Annotated in this window: 19 protein-coding genes; 14 read left to right on the top strand and 5 right to left on the bottom strand. The window is 51.6% G+C overall.

The genetic code is table 11. The annotated features are described in order from the left end of the window. Window positions 1-54: 54 nt before the first annotated feature. Complete coding sequence (gene hlyE / locus J4614_RS02855) at window positions 55-966, top strand: hemolysin HlyE (RefSeq protein WP_023136884.1); 912 nt, start codon at window positions 55-57, stop codon at window positions 964-966. A gap of 120 nt (window positions 967-1086) precedes the next feature. On the opposite strand, the gene J4614_RS02860 is transcribed toward hlyE, so the two are convergent. After that, the gene (locus J4614_RS02860; protein ID WP_000152297.1) at window positions 1087-1518 is read right to left on the bottom strand and encodes an OsmC family protein; all 432 of its coding nucleotides are present in this window, start codon (window positions 1516-1518) and stop codon (window positions 1087-1089) included. A 511-nt stretch (window positions 1519-2029) separates the two neighbouring features. Between J4614_RS02860 and bdm the strand changes: the two genes are divergently transcribed. The 4 genes from bdm (at window position 2030) to adhP (ending at window position 5649) form a co-directional block, all read left to right on the top strand. Beyond that, window positions 2030-2245, top strand: a complete 216-nt coding sequence (gene bdm, locus J4614_RS02865) for a biofilm-dependent modulation protein (protein ID WP_000495700.1) — start codon at window positions 2030-2032, stop codon at window positions 2243-2245. 94 nt (window positions 2246-2339) lie between these two features. Next, complete coding sequence (sra, locus tag J4614_RS02870) at window positions 2340-2483, top strand: stationary-phase-induced ribosome-associated protein (RefSeq protein WP_000841559.1); 144 nt, start codon at window positions 2340-2342, stop codon at window positions 2481-2483. Window positions 2484-2659: 176 nt separating this feature from the next. Then, window positions 2660-4357: an NAD-dependent malic enzyme gene (locus tag J4614_RS02875; protein ID WP_000450511.1), complete on the top strand. Its 1698-nt coding sequence runs from the start codon at window positions 2660-2662 to the stop codon at window positions 4355-4357. A gap of 281 nt (window positions 4358-4638) precedes the next feature. Beyond that, window positions 4639-5649 carry an alcohol dehydrogenase AdhP gene (gene adhP / locus J4614_RS02880; protein WP_000642447.1) on the top strand — a complete coding sequence of 337 codons (1011 nt, stop codon included), beginning with the start codon at window positions 4639-4641 and terminating at the stop codon, window positions 5647-5649. 90 nt (window positions 5650-5739) lie between these two features. On the opposite strand, the gene fdnI is transcribed toward adhP, so the two are convergent. From fdnI to fdnG, 3 genes are read right to left on the bottom strand one after another with little or no spacing between them, the layout of a single operon-like run. Continuing rightward, window positions 5740-6396: a formate dehydrogenase-N subunit gamma gene (gene fdnI / locus J4614_RS02885; protein ID WP_000045657.1), complete on the bottom strand. Its 657-nt coding sequence runs from the start codon at window positions 6394-6396 to the stop codon at window positions 5740-5742. Next, window positions 6389-7273 carry a formate dehydrogenase subunit beta gene (gene fdxH, locus J4614_RS02890; RefSeq protein ID WP_000061599.1) on the bottom strand — a complete coding sequence of 295 codons (885 nt, stop codon included), beginning with the start codon at window positions 7271-7273 and terminating at the stop codon, window positions 6389-6391. Before fdxH ends, fdnI begins: the two co-directional genes overlap by 8 nt. Before the next feature lie 13 nt (window positions 7274-7286). Next, on the bottom strand, window positions 7287-10334 hold the full coding sequence (fdnG, locus tag J4614_RS02895; RefSeq protein ID WP_208293054.1) for a formate dehydrogenase-N subunit alpha: 3048 nt from the start codon (window positions 10332-10334) through the stop codon (window positions 7287-7289). A 277-nt stretch (window positions 10335-10611) separates the two neighbouring features. On the opposite strand from fdnG, the gene yddG reads away from it, so the two are divergent. From yddG to J4614_RS02910, 3 genes are all read left to right on the top strand, one after another. Then, a complete protein-coding gene (gene yddG / locus J4614_RS02900; protein WP_001527674.1) occupies window positions 10612-11493 on the top strand; it encodes an aromatic amino acid efflux DMT transporter YddG in 882 nt (293 codons plus the stop codon). Window positions 11494-12019: 526 nt separating this feature from the next. After that, the gene (gene ompD / locus J4614_RS02905) at window positions 12020-13108 is read left to right on the top strand and encodes a porin OmpD (RefSeq protein ID WP_000769035.1); all 1089 of its coding nucleotides are present in this window, start codon (window positions 12020-12022) and stop codon (window positions 13106-13108) included. A 143-nt stretch (window positions 13109-13251) separates the two neighbouring features. Then, window positions 13252-13632 (top strand): GFA family protein, encoded by a 381-nt coding sequence (locus tag J4614_RS02910; protein ID WP_014343841.1) that lies wholly within the window; start codon window positions 13252-13254, stop codon window positions 13630-13632. A gap of 24 nt (window positions 13633-13656) precedes the next feature. Here J4614_RS02910 and smvA read toward each other — a convergent pair whose 3' ends face one another. Then, a complete protein-coding gene (gene smvA, locus J4614_RS02915; protein ID WP_000489731.1) occupies window positions 13657-15144 on the bottom strand; it encodes a methyl viologen efflux MFS transporter SmvA in 1488 nt (495 codons plus the stop codon). A 117-nt stretch (window positions 15145-15261) separates the two neighbouring features. On the opposite strand from smvA, the gene J4614_RS02920 reads away from it, so the two are divergent. The 6 genes from J4614_RS02920 (at window position 15262) to narI (ending at window position 24187) form a co-directional block, all read left to right on the top strand. Next, complete coding sequence (locus J4614_RS02920; RefSeq protein ID WP_000121044.1) at window positions 15262-15840, top strand: TetR family transcriptional regulator; 579 nt, start codon at window positions 15262-15264, stop codon at window positions 15838-15840. 213 nt (window positions 15841-16053) lie between these two features. Next, complete coding sequence (locus J4614_RS02925; protein WP_000198255.1) at window positions 16054-17442, top strand: NarK family nitrate/nitrite MFS transporter; 1389 nt, start codon at window positions 16054-16056, stop codon at window positions 17440-17442. Window positions 17443-17533: 91 nt separating this feature from the next. Beyond that, window positions 17534-21274 carry a nitrate reductase subunit alpha gene (locus J4614_RS02930; RefSeq protein WP_000040411.1) on the top strand — a complete coding sequence of 1247 codons (3741 nt, stop codon included), beginning with the start codon at window positions 17534-17536 and terminating at the stop codon, window positions 21272-21274. Beyond that, on the top strand, window positions 21271-22815 hold the full coding sequence (gene narH / locus J4614_RS02935; RefSeq protein ID WP_039518143.1) for a nitrate reductase subunit beta: 1545 nt from the start codon (window positions 21271-21273) through the stop codon (window positions 22813-22815). Before J4614_RS02930 ends, narH begins: the two co-directional genes overlap by 4 nt. Beyond that, window positions 22815-23510: a nitrate reductase molybdenum cofactor assembly chaperone gene (narW, locus tag J4614_RS02940; protein ID WP_001166293.1), complete on the top strand. Its 696-nt coding sequence runs from the start codon at window positions 22815-22817 to the stop codon at window positions 23508-23510. The genes narH and narW overlap by 1 nt, the downstream gene beginning before the upstream one ends. Then, on the top strand, window positions 23507-24187 hold the full coding sequence (gene narI, locus J4614_RS02945; RefSeq protein WP_000617106.1) for a respiratory nitrate reductase subunit gamma: 681 nt from the start codon (window positions 23507-23509) through the stop codon (window positions 24185-24187). The genes narW and narI overlap by 4 nt, the downstream gene beginning before the upstream one ends. Window positions 24188-24204: the final 17 nt, after the last annotated feature.

Genomic DNA, 24204 nt, shown 5'->3' on the forward strand with positions numbered 1-24204 from the left:
AGTTATAAAACAATAGCTTAATTGCAATTTATATATTTAAAGAGGCAAATGATCATGACCGGAATATTTGCAGAACAAACTGTAGAGGTAGTTAAAAGCGCGATCGAAACCGCAGATGGGGCATTAGATTTTTATAACAAATACCTCGACCAGGTCATCCCCTGGAAGACCTTTGATGAAACCATAAAAGAGTTAAGCCGTTTTAAACAGGAGTACTCGCAGGAAGCTTCTGTTTTAGTTGGTGATATTAAAGTTTTGCTTATGGACAGCCAGGACAAGTATTTTGAAGCGACACAAACTGTTTATGAATGGTGTGGTGTCGTGACGCAATTACTCTCAGCGTATATTTTACTATTTGATGAATATAATGAGAAAAAAGCATCAGCCCAGAAAGACATTCTCATCAGGATATTAGATGATGGCGTCAATAAACTGAATGAAGCGCAAAAATCTCTCCTGGCAAGTTCACAAAGTTTCAACAACGCTTCAGGAAAACTGCTGGCATTAGATAGCCAGTTAACTAATGATTTCTCGGAAAAAAGTAGTTATTTCCAGTCACAGGTGGATAGAATTCGTAAGGAAGCTTATGCCGGTGCTGCAGCAGGCATAGTCGCCGGTCCGTTTGGATTAATTATTTCCTATTCTATTGCTGCGGGCGTGATTGAAGGGAAATTGATTCCAGAATTGAATAACAGGCTAAAAGCAGTGCAAAATTTCTTTACTAGCTTATCAGCCACAGTGAAACAAGCGAATAAAGATATCGATGCGGCAAAATTGAAATTAGCCACTGAAATAGCAGCAATTGGGGAGATAAAAACGGAAACCGAAACAACCAGATTCTACGTTGATTATGATGATTTAATGCTTTCTTTACTAAAAGGAGCTGCAAAGAAAATGATTAACACCTGTAATGAATACCAACAAAGACACGGTAAGAAGACGCTTCTCGAGGTTCCTGACGTCTGATACTTTTTCATTCGCTCCGTGTACTTTTAACGCCCGATAGCGTGAAGAAAATGAGAGAGGGAGAAAAAGCGATATTCAACAGCCCGATAAACAAGAGTCGTTACCGGGCTGGCGGAGTTATCAGGCGTTAAGCTGGTAGTCGAGGGTGATTTCCGCATTCAGAACCTGCGATACCGGGCACCCGGCTTTTGCTTTCTGGATGATTTGATCGAAAGTTGAAGCATCAATATCTGCTACCGCGACTTTGCTTTGTAGCGCAATTTTGGTAATGGCGAAGCCCGCCTCCACCTTATCAAGCGATACGTCAGCGGTGGTGTCAATGGATGTCGGCGTAAATCCAGCCTCTCCCAGCATGAGTGATAGTGCCATGGAGAAACAGGCCGCATGTGCGGCGCCAATTAACTCTTCCGGGTTGGTCCCCTGCGCGCCTTCGAACCGGGTATTGAATCCATACGGTTGTTGATTAAGCACGCCGCTTTCTGTTGATACAGTACCTTTACCTCGTTTGATGTCGCCTTCCCAGTGTGCCTGACCTTTCTTATGGATTGTCATTTTTGCTCTCCTGTTGGCTCAAAAAATAAAGTATAGACCATGCTGCTAATCTGCGTTGTCCATGCCGATGGATGTAGCATGTTGTCAATTACCCGCACTTCAGATATAGAAAATAGTTGTATGCTTTTTCAGTGATGGATATTAAATCAACAGGCCTCCCTTTCTTTAAAGAATATATCCCTCCTTTTATCCTTACGTTTTCTTCCGGAAGCGTATTCCACTATGTATATTTTTATTCAAATTAAGATTTGTCTTATCTCGTTGTAATAAAAGATAAAAATCGCAATAAGCAGCCTTTTAAATGTATATTAATTGACCACTATTTGTATGAGGATATGTAATTGGCAAACGTAATATATTTTCTTCTGGGGTAAACAATTAGAGTTCCGCCTTGCGTTAAAATAACTCCAGGACTAATCTTAACCACAGCCGCAAAAATATTTGCCATGCTGAATACGAATTAATTTTCTGCGAGCCGTACTAAATAAATACATGTTCACGGAGGCATTATATGTTTACTTATCACTCAGCAAATACCTCAGCAGCACAACCGGCCCTGGTCAACGCGATTGAACAAGGATTACGCGCGGAGTTAGGCGTTGTCACTGAAGATGATATTTTAATGGAGCTGACCAAATGGGTTGAGGCTTCCGACAATGACATCCTCAGTGACATCTACCAGCAGACCATCAACTATGTGGTAAGCGGGCAGCACCCGACTCTGTAAAACCTGCTATGCTGTATCGGCAACCTTAGGGGTTACGTTTCTTTCGCGTAAGCGAATTTGTCCTTAAAACTAGCAACAGGATTGAGGAGTTAACATGAAATCGAACCGTCAGGCTCGTCATATACTTGGACTGGATTACAGAATTTCCAATCAGCGTAAGGTTGTTACTGAAGGCGACACCAGCAGCGTGGTGAATAACCCAACCGGCAGAAAGCGCCGCGCCGATAGCCAAAAGTAATCGTACAGTCCTGAAATGACGTTAAACACCATTGCATCTGCAATGGTGTTTTTGTTTATAGGAATGACCTTAACGTCTCACAATGCTTTATACTCAGGGTCGGTTCCCTGGTGGAAGGCAATATATGATGATAAACGACGGTGCCAGGGACAGTTATTCGAAAAAGAGTGAGTAACATGGAAACTACAACCAAGAAAGCACGTTCCCTTTATATCCCTTACGCTGGCCCTGTATTGCTGGAATTCCCCCTGTTAAACAAAGGCAGCGCTTTTAGCGTAGAAGAGCGCCGCAACTTCAATTTGTCAGGGCTGCTGCCGGAGGTCGTCGAATCGATTGAAGAACAGGCCGAACGCGCCTGGCTCCAGTATCAGGGGTTTAAAACAGAAATCGATAAGCATATTTACCTGCGTAACATCCAGGATACCAACGAAACGCTCTTTTATCGACTGGTGCAAAACCATCTTGAAGAGATGATGCCGGTTATCTATACCCCGACCGTGGGCGCGGCCTGTGAGCGCTTCTCTGAGATTTATCGCCGGGCGCGCGGCGTATTTATCTCTTATCCGAACCGTCACAATATGGACGACATTTTGCAGAATGTGCCTAACCACAACATTAAAGTTATTGTGGTGACGGATGGCGAGCGGATTCTGGGGCTTGGCGATCAGGGCATCGGCGGGATGGGGATCCCTATCGGTAAGCTGTCATTATACACCGCCTGCGGCGGCATTAGTCCGGCCTATACCCTTCCCGTTGTGCTGGATGTCGGCACCAACAATCAACAGTTACTCAACGATCCGCTTTACATGGGCTGGCGTCATCCGCGCATTACCGACGATGAGTATTATGCGTTTGTCGACGAGTTTATTCAGGCCGTTAAGCAGCGCTGGCCAGATATCCTGCTACAGTTCGAAGATTTCGCGCAGAAAAACGCAATGCCGCTGTTGACGCGCTATCGTGATGAGATTTGCTCCTTTAACGATGATATTCAGGGCACCGCAGCCGTGACCGTCGGTACGTTGATCGCCGCCAGCCGCGCTGCCGGCAGTCAGCTTAGCGAGCAGAAAATCGTTTTCCTCGGCGCGGGTTCCGCCGGATGTGGAATTGCTGAACAGATCATCGCGCAGACTCAGCGTGAAGGTTTAAGCGAAGATGCCGCCCGACAGAACGTTTTTATGGTCGATCGCTTCGGCCTGTTGACGGACCGGATGCCTAATTTATTGCCGTTCCAGGCAAAACTGGTGCAGAAATGCGACAATCTCCAGCACTGGGATACCGAAAATGACGTGCTGTCGCTGCTGGATGTGGTGCGTAACGTGAAGCCGGATATTCTGATCGGGGTTTCCGGCCAGACCGGGCTCTTTACTGAAGAGATCATCCGCGAGATGCATAAGCATTGCCCTCGCCCAATCGTCATGCCGCTCTCTAATCCCACCTCTCGCGTGGAGGCCACGCCACAGGACATTATCGCCTGGACGGAAGGCAACGCGCTGGTGGCAACCGGCAGCCCATTCTCGCCGGTCATCTGGAAAGATAAGGTTTATCCGATCGCACAATGTAATAACGCCTATATTTTCCCCGGCATCGGACTTGGGGTTATCGCTTCCGGCGCATCGCGCATTACTGATGAAATGCTGATGTCAGCCAGTGAGACGCTGGCTAAACATTCTCCGCTGGTGAATAACGGCGAAGGATTAGTGTTGCCAGCGCTTAAAGACATCCAGGTCGTGTCGCGCGCTATCGCTTTTGCCGTAGGCAAAATGGCGCAGCAACAAGGTGTAGCGGTGAAAACCTCTGCGGAAGCGCTGCAACAGGCGATTGACGATAACTTCTGGAAACCGGAATACCGCGACTACCGTCGGACTTCCATTTAATACGTACCCGGCGGTGAATGCCGCCGGATATCACTTTCTTCTTTAGTTTTGGCGAGTCTGTCGACACCCCTGAATTCCTTTCCCTGCTTATTTGTCAAGCTACTAATATTAGCCACCTTTATGTATTGAACGGGGATTTATCAGGATAATCCTGGCTAAACTATTACATTGTATTTCTGCCGCCTTGCATAACTCATCAGAAATATTAATCCTAAAGAGGTAATAGCACCTTACCTGCTATTACCTGCTATGCAGTTCACTATTAATAAAAGGAGAAGGTTATGAAAGCTGCTGTTGTCACACAAGATCATCAGGTTGATGTTACTGAGAAAACGCTGCGTCCCCTTCGCCACGGTGAAGCTTTGCTAAAAATGGAGTGCTGCGGCGTATGCCATACCGATCTACACGTGAAAAACGGAGATTTCGGTGACAAAACCGGCGTCATTCTGGGACACGAAGGCATTGGCGTCGTGGCGGAAGTCGGTCCTGGTGTCACCTCGCTGAAACCCGGCGATCGCGCGAGTGTCGCGTGGTTTTATGAAGGATGCGGACACTGTGAGTATTGCAATACGGGCAATGAAACCTTATGCCGCAACGTGAAAAATGCCGGTTACACGGTAGATGGCGGCATGGCCGAAGAGTGTATTGTCGTCGCGGATTATGCGGTGAAAGTACCGGAAGGTCTGGACTCTGCGGCGGCAAGTAGTATTACCTGTGCGGGCGTTACCACCTATAAAGCGGTGAAGATTTCTCATATTAAACCTGGCCAGTGGATTGCCATCTACGGTCTGGGCGGTCTGGGTAATCTGGCCTTGCAGTACGCGAAAAACGTCTTCAATGCGAAAGTGATCGCCATTGATGTCAATGATGGACAACTGAAACTGGCCGAGGAAATGGGCGCAGATCTGACCATTAATTCACGCACGGAAGATGCGGCTAAAATTGTGCAGGAAAAAACCGGTGGCGCGCACGCAGCGGTGGTTACCGCGGTCGCTAAGGCGGCGTTTAATTCCGCAGTAGATGCCGTTCGCGCCGGAGGCCGCGTGGTGGCAGTCGGACTGCCGCCAGAAGCCATGAACCTTGATATCCCTCGCCTGGTGCTGGATGGCATTCAGGTTGTCGGTTCGTTGGTGGGGACACGCCAGGATCTGACCGAAGCTTTCCAGTTCGCGGCGGAAGGAAAAGTCGTACCAAAAGTCGCTCTACGTCCGCTTGAAGATATCAACGTTATTTTTAAAGAGATGGAACAGGGACAAATTCGTGGCCGTATGGTCATCGATTTCCGTCGTTAAACGATTTGCTGTGGTCGTCTGAGTATACAGACAGCAGATGAAAACAAGGCGCTACCAGGATAGCGCCTTGTTTATCAGATCGCGAAAGAATTACTGAATACCTTCTTCGCTCTCTTTTTTTGCTTCCGCCTTCTCGATTTCACGATACCAGCGTGGATGATGTTTCTTCGCCCAGCGACGGCTGACCTTCCCTTCGATCATGCCTTTAATCGAGCCTTTCACCCAAAATGCCATATACATATGGATGAGGATCGCGTGCATTAAAATAATGCCCGCCGCCGCATGAATTAACAGGCTATAACGCACCACCTGCATGGGGAAATACTGCGCGAAATACGGACGCCAGATAATCACGCCAGTCACCAGCAGCACAAAAATCATGCTCATAATGGACCAGAACATCATCTTCTGTCCGGCATTGTATTTGCCGACATCCGCCACCTTATGCTCATTGCCTTTCAATACTTCGACAATATTTTTCAGCCACGGAATATCTTTTTTATCCGGGATGTTGTGGTGGACGAAACGCACGAACATAAACATCAGCGCGATGAAAATGGCAATACCGAAGAACGGGTGCAAAATACGTCCCATCTGCGGCGTGCCGAAGGTTTGCGTCAGCCATTGTAGCGTCGGGAAGAAAAACGAAATCCCCGACAGCGCTACCAGGAAGAAGCAGATCACCACCGTCCAGTGACAGGCGCGGTCGACAAATTTCGTGCGCACAATCATTTTCGACTTACTCATGATGATCCTCCTCATCGTCGTCCGTTTCTTTATTCGGGCCAATACCGATGTAGTGGTAAATCAGACCGGCGAAAGTGGCGATAAAGCCCGCTGCGGCCAGCGGTTTTAGCGCCCCTTTCCACAGATTGATTGAGGTATCGATCTGCGGATCTTTCGGCAAGCCGTGGTACAACTCCGGCTGATTGGCATGGTGCAGCACATACATGACGTGCGTACCGCCGACGCCCTGCGGGTTGTAGATACCGGCATGTTCAAAGCCACGCGCTTTTAACTTCTCCACGCGTTGCTCACCCAGTTCCAGCATCTCTTTTTTGGTGCCGAAGTGAATAGCCCCGGTCGGACAAGTTTTGACGCAGGCCGGTTCCTGGCCCACGCTGACGCGATCGACGCAGAGCGTACATTTATAAACGCGGTTGTCCTCTTTGTTGAGGCGCGGAATATTAAACGGACACCCGGCGATACAGTAACCACAGCCGATACAGTGTTCAGATTGAAAATCAACAATCCCGTTCGCGTACTGGATGATAGCCCCGGCAGATGGACAGGCTTTAAGACAGCCTGGATCTTCACAGTGCATACAACCATCTTTACGAATCAGCCACTCCAGCTTGCCGTTCTGCTCGGTTTCGGTAAAGCGCATCACCGTCCAGGACTTGGCGCTGAGATCGGCAGGGTTATCGTACACCCCGACACAATGGCCAACGTTATCGCGAATATCGTTCCATTCAGAACAGGCTACCTGGCAGGCTTTACAGCCGACACAGGAGGAGACGTCGATCAGTTTCGCGACTTCGGCTTTGTAATCACGCGCCTGTGGAGGCGGCGTGATGGCGTTTGTTGCGGACCGTTTAATAATGTCCTGCGTTTCCATAGACATATGTTCGCCTCCCTTACGCCTTCTCGATGTTAACTAAAAACGCTTTGTATTCCGGCGTTTGCGAGTTGGCATCACCGACATTTGGCGTCAGAGTATTGGCGATATAGCCTTTGCGCGCGACACCCTCAAAGCCCCAGTGAATCGGGATCCCCACCGTTTCAACCTGCTGACCGTTGACATGCAGGGTGCGAAGACGACGAGTTACCACCGCGACCGCGCGAATAAACCCGCGTTTACTGCTCACCTTCACATAGTCGCCGTTAGCAATACCTTTCGCTGCCGCCAGCGTCTCACTGATCTCCACAAACTGTTCCGGCTGAGCGATAGCGTTAAGTAGCGCATGTTTGGTCCAGGTATGGAAATGCTCTGTGAGGCGGTAAGTCGTGCCCACGTACGGAAACTGCTCCTTCTTACCCATGCGCAGCGCATCTTCTTCATACAGACGCGCCGCCGGGTTCGAGATCACATTCGGGTGCAGCGGGTTAGTGCCCAGCGGCGTTTCCATCGGCTCGTAGTGTTCAGGGAACGGTCCTTCTGCCATTTTATCAATAGCAAACAGACGTCCCAGCCCTTCCGGCTGCATGATAAACGGATTGGTCCCGCTCCCCGGCGCCGCGTTGTTAAAGTCCGGAATATCGTTCCCTGTCCACTTCGCGCCGTTCCACTGGATAAGCATCCGTTTTGGATCCCACGGTTTACCCTGCGGATCCGCCGAAGCGCGGTTATACAATACGCGACGGTTTAGCGGCCACGCCCACGCCCAACCCAGTGTATTGCCAAGCCCTGACGGGTCGGCGTTATCACGCCTGGACATCTGGTTGCCCTGCTCCGTCCAGCTACCGGTATAAATCCAGCAGGAGGAGGATGTCGTACCGTCATCGCGCAGTAATGCAAAACTGCTCAACAACTGGCCTTTCCTGGCAAGCAGTGTACCGTTGGCGTCATAGAGATCTTCCAGCGCATAGCCGTTGTTCTCTTTCGCCACTTCTTCCGAATGCGGTTCATCCGGCTGCTTGTAATTCCAGCTCATCTTCAATAGTGGTTCGGCGCCTTTACCGCCTTCTGCGCGATACATTTCACGCAGACGATGGTAAATACCGGCCAGAATCTCGCCGTCGTTACGCGCTTCGCCCGGCGCGTCCTGACCTTTCCAGTGCCACTGTAGCCAGCGGCCGGAGTTAGCGATAGAGCCATCCTCTTCTGCAAAACAGGTAGACGGCAGACGGAAGACTTCGGTCTGAATCGTTGTCGGATCGACATCGTTAGATTCGCCGTGGTTCTGCCAGAATGTTGACGTTTCAGTCACCAGCGGATCGATAACGACCAGATACTTCAATTTGCTTAAGCTTTGCACCACTTTGTTTTTGTCCGGGAAGGACGCCACCGGGTTAAAGCCCTGACAGAAATAGCCGGTGACTTTCCCGCTATCCATCATGTTGAAATATTTGATCACGTCATAGGACTGATCCCACTTAGGCAGCCAGGCAAAACCCCAGTCATTCTCTTTCTGCGCCGCATCGCCATAGAAAGATTTCATCAGGCTGACGAAGAACTTAGGATAATTACCCCAGTAGTTGACCTGATCGGCCAGCGTCGCTTTGGGGGTATTCGCGGCCAGATAAGTTTGCAGATCGGCCTGTTTTTCTGACGGTAGCGTCAGGTAACCCGGCAGGCTGGTGGAGAGCAGTCCTAAATCCGTTAAGCCCTGAATATTAGAGTGGCCGCGCAAGGCGTTCACACCGCCGCCAGCCATCCCCATATTGCCGAGCAGCAACTGGATCATCGCCATGGTACGGATGTTCTGCGCCCCGACGGTATGTTGCGTCCAGCCCAGCGCATACAGGAAGGTCGTAGTGCGATCCGGAGCGCTGGTAGAGGCCAACACCTCACACACCTTCAGGAAGTCCGCTTTCGGCGTACCGCAAATGTTTTCCACAACGTCCGGCGTATAGCGCGAAACGTGCTGCTTCAGCAGATTCCACACACAGCATGGGTGCGTCAACGTTTCATCACGTTTGGCATAGCCGTTTTCATCGAACTGGTAGTTCCAGGAGGATTTATCGTACTGACGCTTTTGGGCGTCATAGCCGCTGAAAAGACCGTCATCAAAGGCAAAATCATCCCGCACCAGCAGGCTGGCGTTGGTGTAATGCTTAACGTACTCAGCGTTGATTTTGTTATTTTCGATCAGGTACAGCAACACGCCGGACAGAAAGGTAATGTCTGTACCGGAACGTATTGGCGCATAGATATCCGCCACCGACGCCGTACGTGTAAAGCGTGGATCAACGACAATCAGCGTCGCATCGTTATTGTTTTTCGCTTCCATCGCCCAGCGGAAACCCACCGGATGCGCTTCTGCGGCATTGCCGCCCATCACCATCACGACGTTGGCGTTTTTAATATCCACCCAGTGGTTGGTCATCGCACCGCGACCAAATGTTGGAGCAAGACTTGCTACCGTTGGTCCGTGTCAGACGCGCGCCTGGTTATCTACCGCCAGCATACCGAGAGAACGGGCAAACTTCTGCGTCAGTATACCCGTTTCATTGCTGGCCGCCGAGGCGCACAGCATCCCGGTAGAGAGCCAGCGGTTAACCGTGACGCCCTGCTCATTCTTTTCAATAAAGTTGGCGTCACGGTCGGCTTTCATTAATTTAGCAATACGAGTGAAAGCGTCATCCCAGCTAATGCGCTGCCACTTGTCGGAACCCGGCGCGCGGTATTCCGGATAGCGTAGGCGATCTTCACTGTGAACATAATCCAGCAAACCGGCCCCTTTCGGGCACAGCGCGCCACGGCTTACCGGATGATCCGGGTCGCCTTCAATATGGTAAATCGCTTCTTTCGCGTTTTTTGCCCCATCTCCCAGGCTATACATTAATAGCCCGCAACCTACGGAACAGTATGTGCAGGAGTTACGGATCTCTTTTGCGCGCAACAGCTTATAGTTTCGCGCCTGAGCCAGGGCCATTTTAGGGGTAAAACCCAGTGCGGCCACCGTTGTTCCCGCCATACCGCCCGCGCAGATTTTAAAAAATTGTCTGCGGCTGACGTCCATTGCTTTCCTCTTTTTTCCACGGATGCACGCCTCCTTCGAACTGCATCAAAACCTCAGTCCAGGATGCGTGTATAACTTCGCGAGGAAACTAACAGCAAAATCGATAACTTTTTTGCGTCAAATCAATATTGAAACGGTTCCGCTATTAAATAGCCCTATTTTTAAACTGCAATAACTCCAGGGAGGTACTAAAAAATGACACTGCATGGCATCGCCCTCGGAAAAAGTGCTATAAGTGGCAGTTTATTTTGCGCGGTATTCAGGATAGCCACAAAGCATGACATCACAAAAAGCAACGCTAATAGGGCTTGTTGCCATCGTTCTGTGGAGCACGATGGTTGGGTTAATTCGCGGCGTCAGCGAAGGTCTCGGACCGGTAGGCGGCGCAGCCATGATCTATTCATTAAGCGGCCTGCTGCTGATTTTTACCGTCGGATTACCTGATATCCGCCGTTTCCCGGGGCGATACCTCATCGCAGGCAGCGTACTGTTTGTCAGTTATGAAATATGCCTGGCGCTTTCTCTCGGTTATGCCGCCACTCGCCATCAGGCTATCGAAGTCGGCATGGTTAACTATTTATGGCCCAGCCTGACCATTCTGTTTGCCATTCTTTTTAACGGGCAAAAAACTAACTGGCTTATTGTGCCTGGATTGCTTATTGCACTTACTGGCGTTTGCTGGGTTCTGGGGGGCGAGAATGGTCTTAATGCCGGAGAAATTATCAACAATGTCGCCACCAGTCCGCTAAGTTATTTCCTGGCATTTCTTGGGGCGTTTATATGGGCGACGTACTGCACGGTCACCAATAAATATGCGCGTGGTTTTAACGGTATCACCGTCTTTGTGTTACTCACCGCCGTGGCGCTGTGGTTCCACTATTTTCTTACTCCGCAACCTGCCATGATATTTAGCCTACCGGTGATTGCTAAACTTTTTACCGCGGCATTAACGTTAGGGTTTGCCTACGCCGCATGGAATGTGGGCATACTTCATGGCAATGTGACTATCATGGCCGTAGGGTCTTATTTTACCCCCGTCATGTCCTCTGCTCTGGCCGCGCTGTTACTCAGCTCGCCACTGTCATTCTCCTTCTGGCAAGGCGCAGTCATGGTTTGCGTAGGTTCGCTACTTTGTTGGCTGGCAACGCGGCGGCGCTAATAGCGACGGGCGGGCCGATGTTGATATTAAATCGACCCGCTGCACCTTGACACTCTTCATAACACAACTACGCTTTTATCTATCGCCTGTGTGTATTTGACGATTTTTCATTTTCACGTGCTCCCCCTGCGCCATACCAGGATGCGCTGGTAAAAAATACGGATTTTATAAAATCGTTAAATATGTTAATGTGATGATATAATTTTATTAACAAATATATAATTAACGCTAGCTAGCAACTGTTATTAGTGCATATAATAATCAGTCGGTACTACCAAAAATAAAACCATAAACAGCCCAATAGTCCCCTCCGAAAATATATCTTATTAGACAGTCCCTATTTGAATTAATACTCTCAAATGTATTAAGGAGATCTCGATCACACAAATTAAAATAATTTGTAATCTTATGAAACTTATTATTGAACTTATGCCACTCCGTCATTTAAAAATAGTCTGCCATTGACAAACGCCTCGTTTAACAATGGTTGAGGAAACACGCTAAGAAAATTATAAGGATTATTAAAATGAAACTTAAGTTAGTGGCAGTGGCAGTGACTTCCCTGTTGGCAGCAGGCGTTGTAAATGCAGCCGAGGTATATAACAAAGACGGCAATAAACTGGATCTGTACGGTAAAGTTCACGCTCAGCATTATTTCTCTGATGATAACGGAAGTGATGGTGACAAAACTTACGCGCGTCTGGGCTTTAAAGGCGAAACGCAGATCAACGATCAGTTAACCGGTTTTGGCCAGTGGGAATATGAATTCAAAGGCAACCGTACTGAAAGCCAGGGCGCTGACAAAGACAAAACCCGTCTGGCGTTTGCTGGTCTGAAATTCGCTGACTACGGTTCTTTCGACTACGGTCGTAACTACGGCGTTGCTTACGACATCGGTGCATGGACCGACGTTCTGCCAGAGTTTGGTGGCGATACCTGGACTCAGACTGACGTCTTCATGACTGGCCGTACTACTGGTGTTGCCACCTACCGTAACACTGACTTCTTTGGCCTGGTTGAAGGTCTGAACTTTGCCGCGCAGTACCAGGGCAAAAACGACCGTGACGGCGCATACGAGTCTAACGGCGACGGTTTCGGTCTGTCCGCAACGTATGAGTACGAAGGTTTTGGCGTAGGTGCGGCCTATGCGAAGTCTGACCGTACTAACAACCAGGTGAAAGCAGCGAGCAACCTGAATGCTGCGGGTAAAAACGCTGAAGTCTGGGCTGCTGGTCTGAAATATGATGCGAACAACATCTACCTGGCGACCACCTACTCCGAAACGCTGAACATGACCACCTTCGGTGAAGATGCAGCGGGTGATGCGTTTATCGCGAATAAAACCCAGAACTTCGAAGCGGTTGCTCAGTATCAGTTCGACTTCGGTCTGCGTCCGTCCATCGCTTACCTGAAATCCAAAGGTAAAAACCTGGGTACTTACGGCGACCAGGATCTGGTTGAGTACATCGATGTCGGTGCTACCTACTACTTCAACAAAAACATGTCCACCTTCGTTGATTACAAAATCAACCTGCTGGACGACAGCGACTTCACCAAAGCGGCTAAAGTGTCTACCGACAACATCGTTGCTGTTGGTCTGAACTACCAGTTCTAATTTTGTTGTAGTCTGAATACAAAGCCAGTCCTTTCAGGGCTGGCTTTTTCTCTTGATGTAGACTCGGTCATAAGGAGTATGCCGTGCAGACGTTCACTGGTCGTTGTCTTTGCGGACAGAGCCATTTTACCGTTGACGTCGAAATGCTGGATGTCTATGCCTGCCATTGTACGCTGTGTCAAAAATGGTCGGGTGGAATAGCCATGTATCTGGAAGCCTGCGGGCAACCACAGCTAGCCCCCCTTTCCCCGGAACCGCCATACTTTTCATCCTCTTCGCGCGGCGAACGCTACTTCTGTTCCGGCTGCGGGTGTCCGCTGTGGTTCCGGCTTACCGATACCGATCGCTATTTTATTCCCTGGACCTTACTGGAACTGAACGAAGTTGATCGCCGTCGGCTGATTCTGGCTGCGGAAATTTATACCGAAACCCAGCCTGCCTTCTGGCGACTGACGGGGCAATACGCACGCCTCAGCGGTAAAGAGGTTGAGGAAATGGACTCCCCCTGCCAGCTAGCGCATTAAGCGCTTATCTCACCAGGCGTTATGTTATCGGCGTTGGGCTTTTGCCAGGCTGAACCACATCCCTACCGCCAGCAAAAGAAGCATACTCCCGGCGCTGCTTAACGCCACGCTATGCGACCAGATAAAGGCATGTCTGGCGGCGTCCAGTATTGCCTGCCCCTGCGTGGGCGGTAGGCTATTCGCCAACTGCACGGCTTCTCCCATTGAAGATGACGCTCTGGCAATCTCTTGCGCCTCAAGCCCGGCAGGCAGACGGATAGACGCGGAGAAGCTACGGCTTAACAATAGACCGAAAATGGCAATGCCCAGTCCCGCGCCCAGTTCATAAGCCATCGTTTCTATCGCGCCGGCCGCCGCTGCTTTTTCTGCCGGCGCAGCGGCCATAATTGCCGACGTGGAAGCCAGCAATGCGCTGGCGGCGCTAAATCCCAGCAGCGCCATCAGCCCCCAGGCCTGCCATTGTTGGGTGCTGAAATCCGTCATCGCCAGGCCATAAAAACTCAGCGCGCTTAACGCCATGCCGCCCGTCGCGACCAGCCGTAGTCCCAGACGCGAGACCAGCACGCCCGCAATCGGCCCGCTGAATCCACTGGCGACCATCACCGGCAGCATAAATACCCCGGCCTCATAAGGCGATAGCCCGTGAACAAACTGCAGCTCTTGCGCCATCAGCAGCTCAAAACCCACCAGAGTGATCATCGCGGTCATCGCCATCACGACGCCGCTCAGGATAATGCGATGGGTAAATAGTCGCATATCAATCATCGGACGCGATGTCGCAAGCTGTGTGCGGATAAAGAGTCCCAGGAGCAGCGCGCCGGTAAGCAGGGTAAACGAGATGACCCACAGCGACAGATGCCCTTTCAGCGCGGTTTTAGCGCTATAGACCAACAGCAAAATGGCAATAATCAGCATCACCGCATGGCCAAGATTGAGCGGTTGATCGCGACGGCCCGCCTGGCGAGGAACATAGCGGGCGGTTAAGCCCATGACGACTAGCACAATCGGCACGTTGATCAGGAAAACCGATCCCCAGTAAAAATGCTCTAATAATATGCCGCCGATGAGCGGCCCAAACGCCGCTCCGCCCGAACCTACCGCTGCCCAGACGCCCAGCGCCATGTTGCGATGCTTCTCTTCACAAAAGGTGGCGCGTATCCCGGCCAGCGTCGCCGGTACAATCATCGCCGCGCCAATAGCCAGTAATACCCTGGTGGCAATAAGCCAACTGGCGGTATGCGAAAACGCTGCCGCCAGTGACGCCAGGCCAAAGAGCGTCCCGCCCAGCATCAGCAGGCGTTTAAAACCGATACGATCGCCAAGCGCGCCCATCGGCAACACCATGCCAGCCATAACCAAAGAATAAATATCAATGATCCACAGCAGCTCGTTGCCGCTGGCCCCCAGTGTCATACTCAGTGTTGGGGCGGCGACATGCAAGACCGTGGCATCAATGGCGACAGGAATATAGACCAGCACAATAATGACTAACGTTAACCACTGACGAAACATAAATCTCCCTTCAAAAACTCAAATTTGGACACTTGTCCAGTTTCAGGATCCTACGGTAAGTTGAACGAATGTCCAGCTTTTTGTTACACTGCGCGCATTGGCTAATGTGGGGAAAATATGAGTTACCTTAACCGGGATGAACGCCGCGAAGTGATCCTGCAAGCGGCGATGCGCGTGGCGCTGGCAGAGGGGTTTGCCGCCATGACGGTGCGACGTATCGCATCAGAAGCCGATGTCGCCGCCGGACAGGTGCATCACCACTTTAGCTCAGCGGGCGAGCTCAAAGCGCTGGCCTTTGTCCATTTGATCCGTACCCTGCTTGATGCCGGGCAAGTTCCGCCGCCCGCCACCTGGCGTGCACGGCTTCACGCTATGTTGGGTAGCGAAGACGGCGGCTTCGAGCCTTACATAAAATTGTGGCGAGAGGCGCAAATTCTGGCCGACCGGGATCCGCACATCAGAGATGCTTATCTCCTTACGATGCAGATGTGGCATGAGGAAACGGTCACAATTATTGAGCAGGGCAAACAGGCAGGAGAATTTACGTTTACTGCTAACGCCACGGATATCGCCTGGCGGCTTATCGCACTGGTGTGCGGGCTGGACGGTATGTATGTGCTGGGTATTCCGGAAATGGCCGATCCCGCGTTTAAATACCATCTGGATCGGATGATTACGCTTGAACTCTTTGCGTAAAGTTACAAATAATTTAATAAAAATCACTTTTAGTTTACAAATAGTAACAATTAAGAAACATCATATCTCCTCTTCGCGCCGCGCTGGCCTGGTTTTTTATCTATTCTTTCACTCAATATTCTAAAAAAACTTCAATAAGTTCTCAAAAGAGCGCGTGACGCTCTGTCTCTTTTTTGTGTTTTTTTCAAATGATATGCGCATGTGAGGGGTAAAATGACACGACAAAACGAGAATTATAACCGTTATCTCTTGAGTGACTGGCGGCCCGAAAATCCAGCCTTCTGGGAGAATAAAGGGAAAGGCATCGCCAGAAGAAACTTATGGATTTCAGTAAGTTGTTTGCTCCTGGCATTTTGCGTCTGGATGTTGTTTAGCGCTGTTGCCGTCAACCTCAATAAAATTGGATTTAATTTTACCACCGACCAACTCTTTTTATTAACCGCATTACCTTCTCTTTCCGGCGCAATATTACGCGTTCCCTACTCCTTTATGGTGCCACTGTTTGGTGGCCGTAAATGGACCGTATTAAGCACCGTAATATTGATTATTCCCTGCGCCTGGCTGGGATTCGCCGTGCAAAATCCCGCCACCCCTTTCGGGGTATTTATGCTCATCGCTCTGTTGTGCGGTTTTGCGGGGGCAAACTTCGCGTCCAGTATGGGCAACATCAGTTTTTTCTTTCCAAAAGCCAGACAAGGTAGCGCGTTGGGTATTAACGGCGGCTTGGGAAATCTTGGCGTCAGTGTGATGCAGTTGATTGCGCCGCTGGTTATTTTTCTGCCGATATTTACTTTTTTAGGCGTCCGGGGCGTGCCGCAACCTGATGGCTCCCTGCTCGCCCTCACTAACGCCGCCTGGATCTGGGTGCCGTTACTGGCTGTCGCGACACTTGCCGCCTGGTTTGGTATGAACGATATCGGCAGTTCAAAAGCGTCTGTCGCCTCGCAATTGCCGGTGCTAAAACGCCTGCACCTGTGGCTGCTTAGCCTGCTGTACCTGGCGACATTCGGGTCATTCATCGGCTTTTCCGCAGGTTTCGCCATGCTCGCCAAAACGCAATTTCCCGACGTAAACATTCTGCAACTGGCGTTCTTTGGCCCCTTTATCGGCGCGCTGGCGCGATCGGCAGGCGGCGTGATCTCCGATAAATTCGGCGGCGTTCGCGTAACGCTCATTAATTTTATCTTTATGGCGCTGTTTACCGCCCTGCTATTCCTCACGCTGCCAGGATCCGGCGCAGGCAGCTTTAGCGCGTTCTATCTTGTTTTTATGGGCCTGTTTTTGACAGCGGGTCTCGGCAGCGGTTCTACCTTCCAGATGATTGCGGTGATCTTTCGTCAGATCACGCTCTACAACGTCAAACTGCGCGGCGGGAGCGATGAGCAGGCGCAGCGCGAAGCGGTGACGGATACCGCCGCCGCGCTCGGGTTTATCTCCGCTATTGGCGCTGTGGGCGGCTTCTTTATTCCAAAAGCGTTTGGCACCTCTTTGGCATTGACCGGCTCGCCGGTGGGCGCCATGAAAATCTTTTTGCTGTTTTACATCGCTTGCGTCCTGCTGACCTGGCTGGTCTACGGGCGTCGTAAGCCTAAACAACAATAACAACATACATACCTGTAGGACGGCCATCCGGCAATGGTTTAACGCCAAATCGACAGGATGGCGGAAAATTTATCGAAGCAGGAGAAATGTCATGAGTAAACTGTTGGATCGCTTTCGTTACTTTAAACAAAAAGGCGATACCTTTGCCGACGGCCATGGTCAGGTGATGTATACCAACCGCGACTGGGAAGACAGTTATCGCCAGCGCTGGCAGTTTGATAAGATCGTGCGCTCAACCCACGGCGTCAACTGCACGGGCTCCTGTAGCTGGAAAATTTATGTCAAAAACGGTCTGGTGACGTGGGAAACCCAGCAAACCGACTACCCGCGCACGCGTCCCGATTTACCGAACCATGAACCGCGCGGCTGCCCGCGCGGCGCCAGCTACTCCTGGTATCTCTATAGCGCCAACCGTCTGAAATACCCTCTGGTGCGTAAGCGGCTGATAGAACTGTGGCGCGAGGCCCTTTCCCGGCACAGCGATCCGGTACTGGCATGGGAATCTATAATGAACGACCCGCAAAAATGCCAAAGTTACAAACAGGTGCGCGGACATGGCGGCTTTATTCGTTCGAACTGGAAAGAGCTGAATCAGCTCATTGCCGCTGCTAACGTCTGGACAATCAAAACCTATGGACCGGATCGTGTGGCGGGGTTTTCACCTATTCCGGCGATGTCGATGGTTTCTTACGCCGCCGGAACACGTTATCTGTCATTGCTTGGCGGTACTTGTCTGAGCTTCTATGACTGGTATTGCGATCTTCCGCCCGCGTCGCCAATGACCTGGGGCGAGCAGACTGACGTGCCGGAGTCCGCCGACTGGTATAACTCAGCCTACATTATTGCCTGGGGCTCTAACGTGCCGCAGACGCGTACCCCGGACGCCCACTTCTTTACCGAAGTGCGCTACAAAGGCACCAAGACAATCGCCATCACCCCGGACTATTCCGAAGTCGCTAAACTGTGCGATCAGTGGCTGGCGCCAAAGCAAGGTACAGACAGTGCGCTGGCGATGGCCATGGGTCACGTCATTTTGAAAGAGTTTCATCTCGATAATCCCAGCGACTATTTCCTTAACTATTGCCGCCGTTATACCGACATGCCGATGCTGGTCCTGTTGGATGAGCACGCAGACGGCAGTTATGTACCGGGGCGTATGATGCGCGCGTCGGATCTGGTGGATGGACTGGGAGAAGCCAATAATCCGGAATGGAAAACCGTCGCGCTCAACAGTACGGGCGAACTGGTCGCGCCCAATGGTTCTATCGGTTTTCGCTGGGGAGAAAAGGGAAAATGGAACCTGGAAGCGGTGGCGGCGGGCGTCGAAACTGAACTGTCGCTCTCTTTACTCGGTCAGCATGATGATGTGGCGGGTGTCGCCTTCCCCTATTTTGGCGGTAACGAAAACCCACATTTTCGCAGCGTGCGGCAGGAACCGGTGCTGGTACGTAAGTTACCGGTGAAACGTCTGGCTCTGGCGGACGGTAGCGAGCGGATGGTCGTCAGCGTTTACGATCTGGTGCTGGCCAATTATGGGCTGGATCGTGGTCTGGATGACTGCCATAGCGCCAATAATTATAACGACGTAAAAGCCTACACGCCGGCCTGGGGCGAACAGATTACCGGCGTGCCGCGTCGACATATCGAAACTATTGCACGTGAATTTGCCGAGACCGCTCATAAAACTCACGGTCGTTCGATGATCATCCTCGGCGCGGGAGTGAATCACTGGTATCACATGGATATGAATTACCGTGGGATGATTAACATGCTGGTGTTCTGCGGCTGTGTTGGACAAACTGGCGGCGGCTGGGCGCACTATGTCGGCCAGGAGAAGCTGCGGCCGCAAACCGGCTGGCTGCCGCTGGCCTTCGCGCTGGACTGGAATCGCCCGCCGCGTCAGATGAACAGTACCTCGTTTTTCTACAACCATGCCAGCCAGTGGCGCTATGAAAAACTGACTGCGCAAGAGTTGCTGTCGCCGTTGGCCGATCCGGCTAAATTTTCCGGACACCTGATCGATTTCAACGTGCGCGCGGAACGTATGGGCTGGCTACCCTCGGCGCCGCAGCTTAATCTTAACCCGCTCAGCGTGAAAGCGAGCGCTGATAAAGCCGGGCTGTCTGCGGCGGATTATACCGTGCAGGCGTTGAAATCAGGCGCTATCCGTTTTGCCTGCGAACAGCCTGACAGTGGTCATAATCACCCGCGAAATTTATTTGTCTGGCGCTCTAACCTGCTCGGCTCCTCCGGGAAAGGTCATGAGTACATGCTCAAATATCTGCTGGGCACCGACAGCGGTATCCAGGGCGAAGCGCTGGGTTCCAGCGAAGGAATTAAGCCTGAAGAGGTGGAATGGCAGTCCGCCGCGATTGAGGGCAAGCTCGATCTGTTGGTCACGCTTGATTTCCGTATGTCCAGTACCTGTCTGTTTTCCGATATCGTTTTGCCGACCGCCACCTGGTATGAAAAAGACGATATGAATACCTCGGATATGCATCCGTTTATCCACCCCCTTTCCGCCGCGGTCGATCCTGCCTGGGAATCCAAAAGCGACTGGGAAATCTACAAAGGTATCGCCAGCGTCTTTTCTGAGGTGTGTGTCGGACACCTCGGACAGGAAACCGATGTGGTGTTACACCCGCTCCAGCATGATTCCCCGGCGGAACTGGCGCAGCCATTTGATATTCTCGACTGGCGTAAAGGCGAGTGCGAACTTATTCCGGGCAAAACCGCCCCCAATATCGTCGTGGTTGAACGCGATTATCCGGCCACCTATGAACGTTTTACCTCGCTGGGTCCCCTGCTGGATAAATTAGGCAACGGCGGTAAGGGGATTGCCTGGAATACGCAAGATGAAGTCGATTTCCTCGGTAAGCTCAATTACACCAAACACGATGGTCCGGCGAAAGGACGTCCGCGGATCGACACCGCGCTGGATGCTTCGGAAGTGATTCTTGCCTTAGCGCCGGAAACCAACGGTCAGGTGGCGGTGAAAGCCTGGCAGGCGCTGGGCGAGATGACCGGGCGCGAGCACACCCATCTGGCCATCAATAAAGAAGATGAGAAAATTCGCTTTCGTGATATCCAGGCGCAACCGCGCAAAATTATCTCCAGCCCGACCTGGTCAGGACTGGAAAGCGAGCATGTCTCTTATAACGCCGGATATACCAATGTACATGAACTGATCCCGTGGCGCACGTTGTCGGGGCGGCAACAACTCTATCAGGATCATGCGTGGATGCGCGCTTTTGGCGAAAGCCTGGTGGCATATCGTCCGCCGATTGATACCCGCAGCGTCAGCGAAATGCGAGAAATTCCGCCCAACGGTTTCCCGGAAAAAGCGCTTAACTTCCTGACACCGCACCAGAAATGGGGAATTCACTCCACCTACAGCGAAAACCTGCTGATGCTGACCTTGTCGCGCGGCGGGCCGATTGTCTGGATTAGCGAAGCCGATGCCCGTGAATTGGGTATTGAAGATAACGACTGGATTGAAGCCTTCAACGCTAATGGCGCCCTTACCGCTCGTGCGGTGGTCAGCCAGCGTGTTCCGCCGGGTATGACCATGATGTACCACGCCCAGGAGCGAATTATGAACATTCCGGGCTCGGAAGTGACCGGGATGCGCGGCGGGATCCATAACTCCGTGACCCGGGTCTGTCCAAAACCGACGCATATGATCGGCGGCTATGCGCAACTGGCTTACGGCTTCAACTATTACGGAACCGTGGGTTCGAATCGCGATGAATTCATCATGATCAGGAAGATGAAAAACATTAACTGGCTGGATGATGAGGGCCGGGATCAGGTACAGGAGGCGAAAAAATGAAAATACGCTCACAGGTTGGGATGGTACTGAATCTCGATAAATGTATTGGCTGTCACACCTGCTCCGTCACCTGTAAAAACGTCTGGACCGGACGTGAAGGGATGGAATACGCATGGTTCAATAACGTCGAAACTAAACCGGGCATCGGCTATCCCAAAAACTGGGAAGACCAGCAGGAGTGGCAAGGCGGTTGGGTTCGTGATGTTAATGGCAAGATAAGGCCCCGTCTGGGCGGCAAAATGGGGGTAATTAGTAAAATTTTCGCCAACCCGGTGATTCCGCAAATCGATGATTACTATGAACCCTTTACCTTCGATTATCAGCATTTACATCATGCGCCGGAGAGTAAGCATCAGCCCACCGCCCGTCCTCGTTCACTGATTGACGGAAAACGGATGGACAAGGTGATCTGGGGGCCAAACTGGGAAGAGCTGCTCGGCGGCGAGTTTGAAAAACGCGCCCGCGACCGTAACTTCGACAACATACAAAAGGAGATGTACGGTCAGTTCGAAAACACCTTCATGATGTACCTGCCGCGCCTGTGCGAACACTGCCTGAACCCCAGTTGTGTCGCCACCTGCCCAAGTGGCGCTATTTATAAGCGTGAAGAAGACGGCATCGTGCTAATCGACCAGGATAAATGCCGGGGCTGGCGTTTGTGTATCAGCGGCTGTCCGTACAAAAAAATCTACTTTAACTGGAAGAGCGGCAAGTCTGAGAAATGCATATTTTGCTATCCGCGTATTGAATCCGGCCAGCCGACCGTTTGTTCGGAAACCTGCGTCGGGCGCATCCGTTATCTTGGCGTTCTGCTCTACGACGCCGACAGGATTGAAGAAGCGGCCAGTACCGAACACGAGACAGATTTGTATGAACGTCAGTGCGATGTGTTTCTCGATCCGCACGATCCGGCGGTCATCGAAGAGGCGCTTAAACAGGGCATCCCGCAAAACGTCATCGACGCCGCCCAACGGTCGCCGGTGTACAAAATGGCGATGGACTGGAAGCTGGCGCTTCCGCTGCACCCGGAATACCGTACCCTGCCGATGGTCTGGTACGTACCGCCGCTGTCGCCCATACAGTCATACGCTGACGCGGGCGGGTTGCCGCACAATGGCAATATTCTGCCGGCGGTGGAAACGCTGCGTATTCCGGTCCAGTACCTGGCCAATATGCTCAGCGCGGGCGATACCGGCCCGGTCATTCGGGCGCTAAAGCGGATGATGGCGATGCGCCACTACATGCGCTCGCAGACGGTTGAAGGCGTGACGGATACCCGCGCGATTGACGAAGTGGGTCTGAGCGTACAACAGGTTGAAGAGATGTATCGCTACCTGGCGATTGCCAATTATGAAGATCGTTTTGTCATTCCCACCAGCCACCGGGAAATGGCGCGCGACGCCTTTCCGGAGCGCAACGGCTGCGGCTTTACTTTTGGCGACGGTTGTCACGGCTCGGATACTAAATTCAACCTGTTCAACAGTAGCCGTATTGATGCCATCAATATCACCGAAGTGCGTGATAAAGCGGAGGGGGAATAATGCAAATCCTCAAAGCGATTGGCCTGTTGATGGAATATCCGGACGACGAGTTGTGGGAATGTCGGGATGAAGCGCTTGCCCTTATCCAACACGATGCGCCAATGCTGACCGACTTCACTCGCGAGCTGCTTTATGCGCCGTTACTGGATAAACAAGCAGAATGGTGCGAAGTGTTTGACCGCGGGCGCGCCACTTCATTGCTGTTATTCGAGCATGTTCATGCGGAGTCCCGCGATCGCGGCCAGGCGATGGTCGATTTGTTAAGCCAGTATGAAACCGTGGGCCTGCAGCTCAACTGCCGCGAACTACCGGATCACCTGCCGCTCTATCTGGAGTACTTAAGCGTGTTGCCGGAAGCGGAAGCGCGCGAGGGATTACAGAATATTGCCCCTATTCTGGCGCTGCTGGGCGGTCGTCTGAAACAGCGAGGAGCGCCGTGGTATCAACTGTTTGACGCCCTGCTGACGCTGGCGGGCAGTACGCTTACAAGTGACAGTGTCACCAAGCAGATTGTTCAGGAATCGCGGGATGATACCCGTCAGGCACTGGACGCCGTCTGGGAAGAAGAGCAGGTGAAGTTTATCGAAGATAACGCCACGACCTGTGACAGTTCACCGTTACACCATTATCAACGACGCTTTAGCCAGGACGCGGCGCCGCAGTACGTCGACGTCAGCGCGGGAGGCCCGAAATGATACAGTACCTGAACGTCTTTTTTTACGACATCTACCCCTATATTTGCGCCACGGTATTCTTCCTCGGCAGTTGGCTGCGCTATGACTACGGACAATATACCTGGCGCGCGTCGTCCAGCCAGATGCTGGATAAGCGTGGGATGGTGATATGGTCGAATCTGTTCCATATTGGCATTCTGGGGATCTTTTTTGGCCATCTGTTTGGGATGCTGACGCCACACTGGATGTATGCCTGGTTCCTGCCGATTGCGGTAAAACAGCAGATGGCGATGATCCTCGGCGGCGTGTGCGGCGTATTAACGTTGATCGGCGGCGCGGGATTACTGTGGCGTCGTCTGACCAATCAGCGTGTGCGGGCGACATCCACTACACCAGATATTATCATCATGAGCATTTTGCTGATTCAGTGCCTGCTTGGCCTGAGCACCATTCCGTTTTCGGCGCAATATCCGGATGGCAGCGAAATGATGAAGTTGGTGGGCTGGGCGCAAAGTATTGTCACCTTCCGCGGCGGGTCTTCGGAAATGCTGAGCGGTGTGGCGTTTGTTTTCCGCGTTCATCTGGTGCTGGGAATGACTATTTTCCTGCTCTTCCCGTTTACCCGCCTGGTTCATGTCTGGAGCGCGCCGTTTGAGTATTTCACCCGTCGCTACCAGATTGTTCGTACCCGCCGCTAATTCTCTTTGCCCGGGGG

The organism is Salmonella sp. 32031103-2018-00083-FB-01-SM-01, assembly GCF_017571995.1.
GTDB lineage: Bacteria > Pseudomonadota > Gammaproteobacteria > Enterobacterales > Enterobacteriaceae > Salmonella > Salmonella enterica.

Coding starts and splice junctions, on each gene's coding strand:
- J4614_RS02925 (WP_000198255.1), top strand. CDS start 16,054: ATGACACGACAAAACGAGAATTATAACCGTTATCTCTTGAGTGACTGG.
- J4614_RS02860 (WP_000152297.1), bottom strand. CDS start 1,518: ATGACAATCCATAAGAAAGGTCAGGCACACTGGGAAGGCGACATCAAA.
- narW (WP_001166293.1), top strand. CDS start 22,815: ATGCAAATCCTCAAAGCGATTGGCCTGTTGATGGAATATCCGGACGAC.
- J4614_RS02930 (WP_000040411.1), top strand. CDS start 17,534: ATGAGTAAACTGTTGGATCGCTTTCGTTACTTTAAACAAAAAGGCGAT.
- bdm (WP_000495700.1), top strand. CDS start 2,030: ATGTTTACTTATCACTCAGCAAATACCTCAGCAGCACAACCGGCCCTG.
- yddG (WP_001527674.1), top strand. CDS start 10,612: ATGACATCACAAAAAGCAACGCTAATAGGGCTTGTTGCCATCGTTCTG.
- J4614_RS02910 (WP_014343841.1), top strand. CDS start 13,252: ATGCTGGATGTCTATGCCTGCCATTGTACGCTGTGTCAAAAATGGTCG.
- adhP (WP_000642447.1), top strand. CDS start 4,639: ATGAAAGCTGCTGTTGTCACACAAGATCATCAGGTTGATGTTACTGAG.
- smvA (WP_000489731.1), bottom strand. CDS start 15,144: ATGTTTCGTCAGTGGTTAACGTTAGTCATTATTGTGCTGGTCTATATT.
- hlyE (WP_023136884.1), top strand. CDS start 55: ATGACCGGAATATTTGCAGAACAAACTGTAGAGGTAGTTAAAAGCGCG.
- fdnI (WP_000045657.1), bottom strand. CDS start 6,396: ATGAGTAAGTCGAAAATGATTGTGCGCACGAAATTTGTCGACCGCGCC.
- narI (WP_000617106.1), top strand. CDS start 23,507: ATGATACAGTACCTGAACGTCTTTTTTTACGACATCTACCCCTATATT.
- sra (WP_000841559.1), top strand. CDS start 2,340: ATGAAATCGAACCGTCAGGCTCGTCATATACTTGGACTGGATTACAGA.
- J4614_RS02875 (WP_000450511.1), top strand. CDS start 2,660: ATGGAAACTACAACCAAGAAAGCACGTTCCCTTTATATCCCTTACGCT.
- ompD (WP_000769035.1), top strand. CDS start 12,020: ATGAAACTTAAGTTAGTGGCAGTGGCAGTGACTTCCCTGTTGGCAGCA.
- J4614_RS02920 (WP_000121044.1), top strand. CDS start 15,262: ATGAGTTACCTTAACCGGGATGAACGCCGCGAAGTGATCCTGCAAGCG.
- fdxH (WP_000061599.1), bottom strand. CDS start 7,273: ATGTCTATGGAAACGCAGGACATTATTAAACGGTCCGCAACAAACGCC.
- narH (WP_039518143.1), top strand. CDS start 21,271: ATGAAAATACGCTCACAGGTTGGGATGGTACTGAATCTCGATAAATGT.